8 protein-coding genes and 2 pseudogenes are annotated in these 13064 nt (G+C 41.8%); all 10 read right to left on the bottom strand.

Annotated elements, in window-relative coordinates; all coding sequences use genetic code 11:
• Positions 1-73: 73 nt before the first annotated feature.
• Entirely contained in the window at positions 74-1354 is a 1281-nt protein-coding gene (locus DXA97_RS03030; RefSeq protein WP_118718527.1) for a restriction endonuclease subunit S, read from the bottom strand.
• A complete protein-coding gene (locus tag DXA97_RS03035) occupies positions 1347-2984 on the bottom strand; it encodes a class I SAM-dependent DNA methyltransferase (protein ID WP_118718528.1) in 1638 nt (545 codons plus the stop codon). Before DXA97_RS03035 ends, DXA97_RS03030 begins: the two co-directional genes overlap by 8 nt.
• The gene (locus DXA97_RS03040; protein ID WP_118718567.1) at positions 2984-5998 is read right to left on the bottom strand and encodes a DEAD/DEAH box helicase family protein; all 3015 of its coding nucleotides are present in this window, start codon (positions 5996-5998) and stop codon (positions 2984-2986) included. Before DXA97_RS03040 ends, DXA97_RS03035 begins: the two co-directional genes overlap by 1 nt.
• Positions 5999-6255: 257 nt before the next feature.
• Positions 6256-6918 (bottom strand): hypothetical protein, encoded by a 663-nt coding sequence (locus DXA97_RS03045; protein ID WP_118718529.1) that lies wholly within the window; start codon positions 6916-6918, stop codon positions 6256-6258.
• 123 nt (positions 6919-7041) lie between these two features.
• Positions 7042-7873 (bottom strand): annotated as a pseudogene (locus DXA97_RS03050) (SDR family oxidoreductase).
• An 8-nt stretch (positions 7874-7881) separates the two neighbouring features.
• Complete coding sequence (locus DXA97_RS03055) at positions 7882-8220, bottom strand: hypothetical protein (protein WP_118718530.1); 339 nt, start codon at positions 8218-8220, stop codon at positions 7882-7884.
• A gap of 310 nt (positions 8221-8530) precedes the next feature.
• Entirely contained in the window at positions 8531-8668 is a 138-nt protein-coding gene (locus tag DXA97_RS20010) for a hypothetical protein (protein WP_182436785.1), read from the bottom strand.
• Positions 8669-8993: 325 nt separating this feature from the next.
• A pseudogene (locus DXA97_RS03060) lies at positions 8994-10366 on the bottom strand (sodium-dependent transporter).
• A gap of 134 nt (positions 10367-10500) precedes the next feature.
• Positions 10501-12198, bottom strand: a complete 1698-nt coding sequence (locus tag DXA97_RS03065; protein WP_118718531.1) for an ABC transporter ATP-binding protein — start codon at positions 12196-12198, stop codon at positions 10501-10503.
• Positions 12189-12962 (bottom strand): energy-coupling factor transporter transmembrane component T, encoded by a 774-nt coding sequence (locus tag DXA97_RS03070; protein WP_118706877.1) that lies wholly within the window; start codon positions 12960-12962, stop codon positions 12189-12191. The genes DXA97_RS03065 and DXA97_RS03070 overlap by 10 nt, the downstream gene beginning before the upstream one ends.
• Positions 12963-13064: the final 102 nt, after the last annotated feature.

A 13064-nucleotide genomic window follows, 5' to 3' on the forward strand; every position in this document is an offset into this window, starting at 1 on the left:
AAGTGGAGTTCTATGATTTGCTCTTGCCACTTTCAAGAGTTAATTTTTCTATTATAAATGATTATTTAGCGGATCAATCTTCGATAGCGGTTTGACTATTCATAAGCATGGGAAGAAGCCAGTCACGTAAGTTTGTTAAGGAACGAATTTCTTCATCATTTTTTGCTTTTAATGGTAATGTGGATGTAAGCCTATCTTCAAATTGTTTTATAACCGACATTGGTGGTACGCATAACACTGTATCCAAAAGTGTATTTATGCGGATGCCTTTAAAAATACTACCAGTGGAACTTGATGTAGCATATTTTATAAAAGAATCGCTCATAAAATATAAATACAGATAAGCAGATGTCATCACACTATAATTGGGTCGAATTGAAAATACCGATTCATTAATATCCCAATCTGTTGGTGCAGATTGAATCAGATAGCATCTACCTAATGGAGCAATGCTTGCAAATAAAATGTCGCCAATTTTGATGTCGGATCTATTATGGATAATTGCATGAGCTGATTCATCAATAGTGTCACAACCAGTGAAATCTAAAGTTCCTTTGGTTGTAAGATTTTTTACAGTGATATATTTTATATTTCCTGAACCTAATTTAAAGTTGTTTCTAGGATTCAATCCTGTACAAATATTGGAAATAACATCCTTCACTTTAAGAATTTTCCAACCATCAGGAATAACATAACCATTAGTATTAATCATTTTTCCACCAGATGATTTATATGGATTTCCATTATCATCTGGAAAATCAAATTGAACAAACCAATAGTCGTAGATGGTCTTTGCCATCTCTTCTAAATAATCATTTATCTCTCTATTCTTCTGAATTTTACACTCAATCGAATAAAGCATATCGCCTATCTTCACCTGCTCATCGTAATCTGGCAAATACACATCTAAGAATGTAAAAATATCCTCATTAAAGCTTGCTCTTAGAGTCATAAATGCATTATTGGTTACAGCTTTACGAAATAGTTCACTTCTAAAATAAAATGCCATATATTTCGGATAAACAAAACCTTTCTTTTTAGGTCTAAGTCTTTTCGTAAATCCACTATATGTTGCTTTGGGATAATCTTTTACAGCAACACAACTCATTGCCAGCTCATCAATTGTCTCACTGGTTCTGGTAATAAAAACATCACCCTCTTTGATAGAGTATATTTCCTGTTCTTTCTCGCTTGTATCCATTAAATCAGGTAATTCATCCGGCAAAAAATAGTTATTAAAAACTGTTCCAAAAGAAGCAAACGGTGCACCATGTCCAGCTTGATCCTTTGTAGAAGATATTCCAGAACTCATATCATATAATTCAGATAATGCATATTTCGTAATCTTACTCATACTTCACCTTCTTCAACTGTTCCAGAATCTCCGCCTGCAAAGCATTACCCTCAGCAAATAATTCTGTCAGTTTATCCGTATAATCATTCATTTTTGCCTGAAACTCTTCCTGTGTCAGTTCTACATACTCAATCTTTACTTCAAAGTACTGTCCGGCACTAAAAGAACACTTCTTCTGCTCTATCTTGTCATAATCTACAACAACAGAGAAATCTTCTTTCGCTTCAAAATTATTGAAAGTATTAATAATATCCTCAATTTCTTCATCAGAAAGTACCGTTCTCTGGTTTTTGCCATCCACCTTAACCTTAGTTCCAAGTTTGGAGGCATCCATAAGTATCACTTTGTTATATTTCTTTGTATTGTCAAGAAATACAACGGATACATTTGTGCCTGTTGTTGCAAAAATATTACTTGGCATGGATACAACACCTCGTAACATTTGTTCTTTCACTATACGCTCTCGTATTGTCTTTGGTATGCCCGTTCCTGCTGTTAAGAATCCTGTCGGCACAACAATTGCAGCTCTGCCACTATTCTCCTTCATGGAAAAAATTATGTGCTGAAGAAACATCTGATAAATTGCCATACTGTCTTTTTTCTTATCAGGGACTTTTGGCACTCCCGCCCAGAATCTTTCCTTATAAGTTTCTCCTGCCAATGTATCTCTATTATCTGAAAAATCCACATTAAAAGGCGGATTGCTGACGATATAGTCAAACTTCATCAATCCATTCTTCTGTCGATTCAAGTGCTGTGGTGATAATAATGTGTCACCATGCACTACGTGACCCAGTGAATGTACAAGATTATTCAGAATAAGATTCAGGCGCAGAAATTCATTTGATTTCTGGGAAATATCCTGTGTATATATTGTACAATTATTCTCGCCTATTTCATGTGCAAGTGCCAATACAAGCGTTCCTGAACCTGCCGCCGGATCATATACTGTAACATTCTGAGTTCCTTGTGGAACCATAATTCTTGCTATAATGCTTGCTATGGAATGTGGTGTATAATACTCGGCATACTTGCCAAAGTCTTTGTTGTAATCCTTAATCAGATACTCAAATATAGTTGCAAAAAAATCATATTTCTGTGAAAATGCATCTGCAAAACTGAAAGTAACAAGCTTATCAATCATCGCCTTGCAGAAGTCAGATCTACGATTAGACTCTGTTACATTGAGTGATAAATTCTGATCAAATAAACGAATCTTATCTCCTGAGCCGGTACTCACTGAAAACACATCAAGGTTCGTATTAGAAATATCCCATAAGGTTGCATCAAACAATCCATTGAACTTATCATCATTTTTATGGTTGAACAGATATGAAATAAAATGCTCTCTTTTCAGTTTTGCAGTTGCTGGCGGTAACAGCATCATAAGCATTTCATAATCATCATCTGACATATCGTTTAATGCTTGCTCAATATTCTTGGAATCTTTCAATTTTTCATCTGCTTGTCGAACCTCATAAAGGAACTTGTCATTCAAAAATTTATACAGGAAGATTTCTGTAATAATTTTATACTCACTACTGGCATTGCCAAGTCCAAAGTTGACACATACGGTTTTTAAGTCATCAATCATCTGTTTTGTATTTGCTATTATTGTTTCTGTTGTCATCAGGATACCCAATCCCTTTCTGATATATATTCTTTTGACAGACAATTATCTATAAATAGAATTTGCTGCCGTTCTATCTTCACATTTTCTCCTAAGCATGCCTTTAAAATGATAGGCTGCAAGGATTTCATAAAGTAATCCTCATTATCAAGGATGTTTTCATTATGAGCTATCTGGTCATCAGCCTCAGACTTAACTGTCATTAAAATTCTATGTACAGTAATCGCATCTGCTATCGGTGGTGGACTTCCCATTATCCTTTTATGAGTTCTCATATATTTAACATCTCCGGAATACTTTACTGCAAGCATCCGATCTGCAAGATTGCGTTTCTCTGCTTTCTTCCGCAATGAACCCAGTTCACCCATCATCTGCCTCATTTCATCTGCTGTGAGTTCTTCAATATTTTTCTTTTTGAATACTCTCTTCAATTCATCAAGAAGTGATATGTACTCCGGATCTTTTGGATCAAGGCATCTGTCCACAATCTCTCTCCTTGTTTTTTCCAGCGTATCTCTAAACGCATCAGCTATCAGAAGCTCTTCTTCTTTGATCTTACGGAACTGAAAATCAATCTGGTCAAGCGCCATGTTAAGCACCTGTGTCATATCTTCCGAAGAATTAATGCTATTCTTCAAGTTTACAATACTGATTCTGTTATTGACCTCATTCAAACATTTAATCGCATTCTCAACATTAAAGTGTTCGTACAGATCTTCATAGCCATATAACCGTATCAGGTTATACATTACTTTGTAATTCTCTAATGCCTGCCGTAAGTCAAGTAGCTGCTTCTTATCATCAATCGCATTAATCTGGTTAATAAAGCTAACCACGTTACTTGTATCATACAGAAATAATTGATTTTTGACCTCGTTTAAATCTTTTTCAATCTCTTCCTTGCTCTTAAAGATATTGCTGTAATTCTGAACTTCATCTCCTAGTTCTGACTGAAGTTCATCAAAATAGGCTTTATTCGTCTTATCAAACTCATCCTTAATATTTGCAAAATCAACAACATATCCATAATGATACCCTTTGTAAGGTCGGTTTACCCTTGTCAAAGTCTGTAATAAATTATGGGCCTTAATCATTCTGGCAAGATACTGTTTCTTTAACCTAGGGGCATCAAAACCTGTCAGAAGCATATTATAAACAACAAGAATATCAATATTACCCTTTTTAAATTCTTCTTGCTCGTCTTTTCTGTCCTGTTTTGTTCCCTCATCATGAAGTATTAGTGCATGAGTATACGCTGAAAAGCGATTCAATTGCTTATCAACCTCTCTTGCCTGCTCAGAAGAATCACATACAATCATTGCACCGATAGAAGAATCCAGTGCATTTCTGCCTTCTCCAAAATCATGTACAATATATTCAACCATCTTCTCAACAAATTTAGGATGAGCATACAACTCTTTCTTTACAATACTTCCCTGTCTTACAATCTGATCCAGCGTATCGTTCATCTGGTTCTTATATGTAGTTTCTATCTCTTCCCGAATCAGTTTTAACGTATAACCATCTGCAATGGACTGATTATAATAATATTTATGAATATAATTTCCAAACACATCTTTTGTATTATAGCCTTCTCCGATCAATGGCGTTCCTGTCAACGCTATCATTACCGCATTTCTATCCGATGACATCAGGTTAGCGAGAAATGAACCTGTTGGATTATAGCTACGATGTGCCTCATCCAAAAAATAAATTCTCTGTACATTGACATTATAATCAGCAGGCTTTGTCACTGATTCTTTCGAGAACTTCTGTATATTAAGCACAGTCATCGTAGTTTTACCACTTGTATTTGACTCTCCCGGATTGATTATATCATTTACAAACTGTTTCTTGTCCTTTATCATCTTGACGTTAAGACCTCTGGCTTCAAATTCACTTTTTGCCTGTTCTGCCAGATCCAATCTGTCTACTATAAAATAAAACTTTGCAATTTTTCCTTCTTCTTTGCTGAAATAATCGGTCAAATATCTTACATTAGAGTATGCCAATGCTGTTTTTCCGCTGCCCTGTGTATGCCAGATAACACCCTTTCTGATGCCTTCACGTAACTTATCACGTATTGCCATAGTTGCAAACATCTGAGGGTAACGCATAATATGTTTCTCTATCTGCGTAATTCCATCTTTATTCGTAGTGGTCTTATAACAGATCCCATATTTCAATAAAAATAATAGTCTGCCTTTTGTATATAAAGATGTAATAATACGATTTGTCGGCGAATCCTCATTTATAGAAGATGTATATTCAGGTGTTCCTTTAATTGCAATAAGATTCGTATCTGACAAAATAAAAGCTTCATCATCAGTATCTATAGCTTTCATTTTCGCCCTCAGCTCTTCTACTCTCTGCTCCCTAAATTTACTAAAAAACATTCTGGTATAGCTGCTGGAAGCATAAAATGCCCCCTGTATCGGTTCGATATCAGAATCATCATACTCATTATTATTAGAAAACACAGTAAACTGCGTGATTCCCACAAATTTACGATAGATTTTATTACCAAAGCGTCTTTCCATGCGGTTACGCTCCGTAAGAATGCCTTCTCTATTATTCTGACGCTTTACCTCGATAAATGATAACGGCATTCCATTTATTAATACAGTAATATCAGGTCTGAAATTATCATCACCATTCTCGTATGGAAGTTCCGTTACTACTGTGTAGTCATTCTGTAATCCACTCTCATCATCAAAATCAATTAACTTTATATCGTTTATTCCTGACTGCAGAATATTAAAAAATGATTTGCCTAAATCCTCATTATCCAGTTTTATCTTTATTTCATCAATAATTTTCTTAGCATCATCAAGGGTAAAATCAGCCTGATTGATTCTATTTATGGCAGATAAAAATTTCCCGTAAAAAATATTTGTATCTCCGTCATAGTCCACATTACGTTCTTTATCTTTAATTGACATATAAGTATATCCAAGCCTTGTAAAATGTACAAGTGCCGGAATCTTTACTCTTGAATCTTCCGGTCTCTCCATAAACATAAACCATCTCCTATACATCATTATTTCTTGCAAGAATCCTAAGTATATTTATCCTGATTTCATTATAAACGTATATTCGAATCGCCGCCACCCCTTTTCCCTTTGGAATCAAAAATAAAAACGACCCTGACCAGAGATTTTTCTCTCTCGTCAGGGTCATTCATAACTCTACAGCATATTGATCACAAATCCGGCCATCATGGTGGAAAGTACCGTGATTACCGTAATTCCACCAACTACATACGAAACATTTAACATACAGACAGATGTAGAATTTCCCGCACCGCATCCAGCAGCGCATAATACAAATAGCAGTCTTTGACACGGGCCGCTGGATGCGAAAAGGAAATGACCAGCCTTTTATCATGTACAAAATACCCGATTCCCCGTGTCGTCATCTTCCATTCAATGGACTCACCCGGAAAACACGCATCCACAAAAGCATGCTCTGTCCCGCAGCAAATCACAAGATCCGGCTGGTAAAGATCCAGCTGCTGTTTCAGAATACCGGCATTATTTAAAGCTTCCGTATAGACCTCTTTCCCATTCGACACATAGCTTCCAGATGTTTTCTTTACATTCACTGCACAGATTTTAGGAAGCATCTGCTTTCTCCGTGTTCTGCAATCATGCTCTAACTGTTCCCACGAAAGTTCCTTTGGAAGACTGAAAATCCCCTGCGTCCACCTTGCGATATTATCCCATGTGGCATCGTGTTCCTGCTGTCTTCCGCCATGTCGCAAATGCTCGCAGAGGCTCCAGCCGAATCCACCATTTACCTCTTTTAGCACATACATGATACGGGTAGCGGCCGATAAATATTCGGTCTCATTTGGCAAACCATCCTCAATCACACCGTGATCCAGCGTCCTAAGTTTGGTAAACAGTTTCGCTTGCGCTCCTGTCATAGTCATGGCTGTTATCATCCTTAATGTACTTTGTCATAATACTTTGCATTTTACTTCCGTATTATCTTACGTATTTTCTTCCCACATTATAGATCAATCATTTTCTATTTCCAAGTAAAACAATAAAAACTATCGTCCCGGCTTCAACGGCCCGTAATAATAACTGGATGTTGCCCACCGTCAATCAGAAACGTGGAACCCGTAATGAATGCACCTTTCTCACTCATCAGGAGTTCTGCGACATTGGCTACTTCATCTGACGTTCCCGGACGGCCTGCCGGACATTTCGCAAACATGTTTTTGTAAAAATCGACGCACGGGGCCGTTGAGCTCATCGATTGCAAGCGGTGTTACGATAATGCCCGGTGCGATTGCATTGATCCGCGCACCACGCTCTCCCCATTTTACAGACTCTGCCATGGTACGCTTTTCATTACAGCGCTTCGCCAGCTGGTATGCATGCAGGGTGTCCTTGATCTGCCCCACCTGGAGCATCGGCAGTGCCAGTAATACTTCTGCCGGTGTGGTCGCAAGAAGCTCATCTTCCTCCAGAGTAAGCGCAGACATTCTCCAGCCAAACTGGCTGGAAATAGTAACACCTACGCCGCCTTTTCGAATTACCTTTCCGACTTCTTCTAAAAGTACTGCGGTACCATACAGATCCACCTTTAGAATCGTTTCGATGGATGCCTGGCTTGGGGAAACACCCACTACATTGACCAGCATGGAAATTTCGCCATACTGCCGTGCTGTTTCGATCATCTGCAAAATAGATGTCCGCGACGATAAATCCATCCAAACAGACTCTTGCATCGAATCCGGCATCATTCAAAATTTTAGAAATGTTCTGCGCATGCTCCAGGTTCTTATCACCAACGATGATTTTCTTTCCATATCCCATTCTCCGGGCAATCGCCATGCCAATCTGACATGCCCAGGTTAAAATCATTACCTCTTTCATCTTCACGCTTACTCCTCTCCGACATGCAAGGAAAAGACCGCCATCGGGTAAGTTCCCCACCAGCATGGTCCCAGTACAAACACATGATCATAGCCGGAGATATCATCCAGATATGCTGCTAACTCTGGTCTGGCATGACGCTTAAGTTCCTGCTTGGCCTGTTCAATGCATTCGTTATAATCATCGCTGTAAGCTTCTGTCGTGCTTACCTCAAACAGGTCACCACCTACTGCCTTCTGAATATATTCTGCGCAGATCTCGGTATTTCCTTTTGCTAGCTTGACAATGCGGCCGTTCACGTAATTTTCACCCTTGCGTAAATAGTAGATAATAAGATTTTTGCTCATTGTAATTTCCTCCTCATAATTTTCGTTTCCTGCTTTCACGTTGCGTAAGCATGTTGTGCTTCTACTATAGTTCTTCTGATCTTTTCAATCAGATAAGTGAAACCAGGAACCTGTTACCAAAACCTACTGCGCCTTTTGGAAGAAAGACAATTCCGGATATTATATCGAAGAATTTACTGAAATGCTGAAATCGGAATTTTAAGTAATAAACAGGGCTGACGCATTAGCCGTTCAAGTATTTTAAAAGCCGGCGGCATGTTCCCTTGAAAATCGAAACATGCTGCCAGCTTTATATTTTTCTTATTCACGTTTATTTCATGACCGGAATATGGTACTTTACCTTCCGGTAAATTTTCCAGCCGAGTACACCAGGAATTCCAATGACCATAGCCAGTGTCGATACGCCTCCGATGATTGCATAAATAATCAGGATCAATAATGTGAACATTCCCATATCCCCTTTCTTTTTTATCGTTACTGTTCACGCTTTGCGCAAACAGCAACATTTTATCTCCTCTGGTATTTTATTCAGAGATGAGACAAATGGGAATAGGTTTTCATGACCCTTAACAGGTTCTGTATGACTTGATAACAGTTTCTTTATAACACCGCAATTTTCTTTTGCGTTTTCCTAACTTTTCTGCAGTTTCCAGACAGAATCAGCAGACACGCCACCTGCACCTCTCCAATATGCAATGCAATGAAAAAAATCCCCGCTGCCATGCATGCACGCGCACACAGCAACGGGGATTCTAAATTCAATTACATAGAAATTACATTGAGATCCACCCAAACGCATTGGCCACGGAGCTGATCAGGATAATGACTGCAAATACCGGGCACAGGTACTGCACCATGATGTTGAAGACCTGCTTTCTGTGGAATTTGCCTTCCCCATGGAGCACCTCTTCTTCGATCCGTTTGATTCCAATGACTCTGGACACAAGAAGACAGGTTGCGATTGCTGCGATCGGCATCATAACCGAGTTGGTCAGGAAATCAAAGAAATCCAGAAACTGCATACCTATGATGGTTACATTTGCTAACGGACCGTATCCCAGGCAGGAAAGTGTTCCAAGTACCAGCATAATGCCGCCGATCATGACCGTAGCCTTTTTCCGGCTCCAGCCAAGCTCGTCCTCAAAAGTAGACACTGCACTCTCCGTCAGCGCGATAGAACTGGTAACTGCCGCAAAGAGTACCAACAGGAAGAATAAGACGCCTGCAATACTTCCAAAGCCCATGCTTGCGAATACTTTCGGAATGGTGATGAACATCAGCGCCGGTCCTGCCTGCAGAGTATCCGGATCACCGCCGGTAAATGCGAACACCGCCGGAATGATCATCAGTCCTGCCATAATGGCAATCGCGGTATCAAATACCTCTACATTTCCGGTGGATGCTTCAATCGAAACATCGCGCTTCATATAAGAACCAAACGTGATCAGGATTCCCATGGCAATGGACAGGGAATAGAACATCTGTCCCATGGCTGTCACCACGGTCATCCAGGAAAAGTTTTCCACGTTCGGCACCAGGAAATATTTGATTCCCGCGCCTGCCCCGGCCGGGTCATGGAATAACCTGCAATGATGATGGAGAGCACGATCAGGATCGGCATCATAAACTTAGATACACGTTCAATCCCGTTTCTCACACCCGCATAGATAATAAACAGGGTGAAAAATGCAAATGCGATAAAACAGATTTCGGTTGCTGCCCCATTCGAAATAAATGCGGAAAAATTACCATTCTCCGCAAGCTGCGCACCCTGCCCGGTCAGATAGCCAAACAGATACCGGATAACCCAGCCGCCGATGACAGAATAATACGGCACGATCAGAATCGGAATGATTGCATTGATCCAACCGCCCAAGGAAAACCAGCCAGACTTTCCGAACGTATGGTATGCACCAACCGGACTCTTTTTCGTCATGCGGCCGATGGATGTCTCTGCCACGATCATGGTGTAGCCAAAGGTTAATGCCAGCAGAATGTAGATCAGCAGAAAGATGCCGCCGCCATATTTTGCTGCCAGATACGGGAAACGCCAGATGTTTCCCAGTCCTACCGAAGCGCCTGCCGCAGAAAGCACGAAACCGAGCTTTCCGGAGAAGCTGCTTCGCTTCGTATGTTTTTTGCTCATAAGATAATAAACTCCTTTAATTAATAAACTATAAGCGGATATTTGGAAATTATACCACAAGAAAACCCCTGCATCAAGCAGGGGTTTTGAAAATATCGCTTTCATTTCTTAAGTGCTCATTTGTTAAAGAAGGATTATTTCTGGTCTTTCAGGATTTCTCCCACGGTCAAGTAACTCTTCTCATATCCAAGCGCCTCGCAAAGCTGCATCACATACGGCTTTTGCAAACGGGCCTTCTGAAGTGCTTCTTCCTGAGCAAACACCTCTTTTGCGGTTCCGTCGGCCAGCACCTGTCCGTGTGCCATGATGATGACGCGCTCGAAGTTTTCTGCCACAAAATCCATGTCATGGAGAATGGCGATGACCAGCTTTCCGCGTTCTGCCAGGCTCCGAATGATGCCGCCGATGATCTGTCTGCCCTTCCAGTCCTGAGCGATGGTCGGCTCATCTAAGATCAGCACATCGGTATCCATGGCGAGGACGGAGGCAATCGCCGTCATCTTCCGCTCGTAAAGCTCCAGATCATACGGGTTCTCCTTCTCTTTTCCTTTTAGTCCGGTCAGTTCCAGTGCCCGCTCTGCTTCTTTTTTCGCACGCTCCGGGTCCATGCCGATATTTAACGGGCCAAACAGGATCTCATCCATCACGTTGTATTTAAAAATCTGGTCATCCGGGTTCTGGAAGACATATCCGACATTGCCAGCCAGCATAGCCACGGTCTTGCCGGAAATATCTTCCCCATGGAAATAAATGCTTCCGGAGACCGGCTTTAACAAGCCCTTTAAAAGTTTCACCAGTGTGGTTTTTCCGGCGCCGTTCTGACCGATGATGGCAGTCGGACGCTTGTCCAGTTTCATATTCAGTGCTTTGATGACCGGAACGTCGGCCAGGTAGGAGAAATCGAGGTTTTCGATACAAAACTGCTCTGTTTCCACATTTCCGACTTTTTCCACGCTTTTTCCATCTTCCGCATTCCCGGCGTTCCCTACGCTTCCGTGCTTCGCTTTCAGCACCCCGGCAGCCTCTTCCACCGTCACCGGATAGGTTCCATCCGGCAGTGTCACCTGCTCGGCTTTGCAGATGCGGGTAAATGCCGGTGCCAGGATTCCGTACTCTTCCAGGTTTTTCAGGGAGAATACTTTCTGCGGCGTGTCAAATGCAATCTGCTTTCCCTTGTGAAGCAGTAAGATCCGGTCACAGTAAGCTGCCATTTTCTCAATCTTCTGTTCGATCATCAAAATGGTGATGCCGGAGTTCGTCAGCTTTTCAACTGCCTGGAAGACCTCATCGCTTCCCTGTGGGTCCAGCTGCGAGGTCGGCTCATCTAAGATCATGACATCCGGCCGCATGACCAGCACACTGGCGATGGCGACACGCTGCATCTGACCGCCGGAAAGATCGAACGGATTGCGGTCCCGGTACTGCCAGATATCCAGAAGCTTTAAGGCCTCCTCGACCCGCTTTTTCATTTCTTCGGCCGGAACGCCAAGGTTCTGCATACCGAATGCCACTTCTTCGTAAACATTGTCTTTCGCGCCGGACAGCTGGTTAAACGGGTTCTGGAATACCAGCCCCACATGGCCGCAAAGCTGTGCCACCGGAGTTTTTCCGGCTTCGAGCCCATCCACCATGATCTTGCCGCCGTAGGCGCCCTTATAAAACTGCGGAACCAGCCCCATAATTGCCTGGCTCAGCGTACTTTTTCCGGCTCCGTTTTCCCCGATGATGCCGATGAACTCGCCCTTTTCCACCGAAAAGTCAACGCCATCGAGCGCAAGCTCCTTTGTGTGGGGATAACGGTAACGTAATTTTTCAACGGTTATCACAGACATCCTACGATCCTCCATACCACAGCCGCCAGAATGCAGAGTCCGAGCAAAATTGTGACCGCACGGTCACCCTTATGCGGGGTTCGCTCTGCCAGCCAGGTTTTCTTCTTACCAGCGCCAAATCCGCGCACCTCCAGGGCAATGGCACGCTCTCTGGTATTGATCAGGGAGCTCATGACCACCGGAGAGATCAGCGGAAGAAATGCCCTGGCACGGGTTCTTAAGTTTCCTTCGGTCTCGAGTCCGCGGCTCCGCTGGGCATCCATGATCGTGTTCATGGTTCCCATCATCTGCGGGATGATCTGGAATACCGAAGTAACGATATAGCCAAACCGCGGGGAAAATCCGCGCTTTTCCAGTTCATCCACAAATTCGGACGGTTTGGTGGAAAGAACGAATACCGCGAAGGAAAGCAGCATGTTTAAGATATTAAGACCAATACGGAGGGCATACAACATGCCCTCCCGGTAAAACTTCAAACCGCCGATCTGAAACAAGACGTTTTCATTTTTCTGGTTAAACAATCCGTGGATCAGGAAAATGGTCAGCAGGATCGTAAAGGAAAACGCGATCAGCGGAACGGTCTTTTTTAAGATTTTTCCACTCGCCAGCACCAAGAGACTGACTGCGATAAACACGCCGAACATCCACAGCCGCCCGGAAATCAGCGGAATGCTGATCGCCGCGGCAATGTACATTAATTTGGTGAAGGGATGCACCTTTGTCAGGTAGGTCCCGTTATCTACAAAAAGACTGATACTTTTCATGTTTTATTTCCCAGCCTCTGCCCTGTCTCAAGGCAGAAGCATTTCCTTATTCTAAGTTCGTAACTCGTAACTGTTTCAGTACCTTCCCAGTCACCTAAGTTC

Origin of the sequence: Clostridium sp. OF09-36 (genome assembly GCF_003481985.1) — a bacterium.
Classification (GTDB): Bacteria; Bacillota; Clostridia; order Lachnospirales; family Lachnospiraceae; genus Brotaphodocola.

What these genes read in the sequence shown, in the direction of transcription:
- DXA97_RS03035 (WP_118718528.1), bottom strand. Translation starts at nt 2,984, where the DNA reads ATGACAACAGAAACAATAATAGCAAATACAAAACAGATGATTGATGAC.
- DXA97_RS03065 (WP_118718531.1), bottom strand. Translation starts at nt 12,198, where the DNA reads ATGTCTGTGATAACCGTTGAAAAATTACGTTACCGTTATCCCCACACA.
- DXA97_RS20010 (WP_182436785.1), bottom strand. Translation starts at nt 8,668, where the DNA reads ATGTTCACATTATTGATCCTGATTATTTATGCAATCATCGGAGGCGTA.
- DXA97_RS03045 (WP_118718529.1), bottom strand. Translation starts at nt 6,918, where the DNA reads ATGACTATGACAGGAGCGCAAGCGAAACTGTTTACCAAACTTAGGACG.
- DXA97_RS03070 (WP_118706877.1), bottom strand. Translation starts at nt 12,962, where the DNA reads ATGAAAAGTATCAGTCTTTTTGTAGATAACGGGACCTACCTGACAAAG.
- DXA97_RS03055 (WP_118718530.1), bottom strand. Translation starts at nt 8,220, where the DNA reads ATGAGCAAAAATCTTATTATCTACTATTTACGCAAGGGTGAAAATTAC.
- DXA97_RS03030 (WP_118718527.1), bottom strand. Translation starts at nt 1,354, where the DNA reads ATGAGTAAGATTACGAAATATGCATTATCTGAATTATATGATATGAGT.
- DXA97_RS03040 (WP_118718567.1), bottom strand. Translation starts at nt 5,998, where the DNA reads ATGGAGAGACCGGAAGATTCAAGAGTAAAGATTCCGGCACTTGTACAT.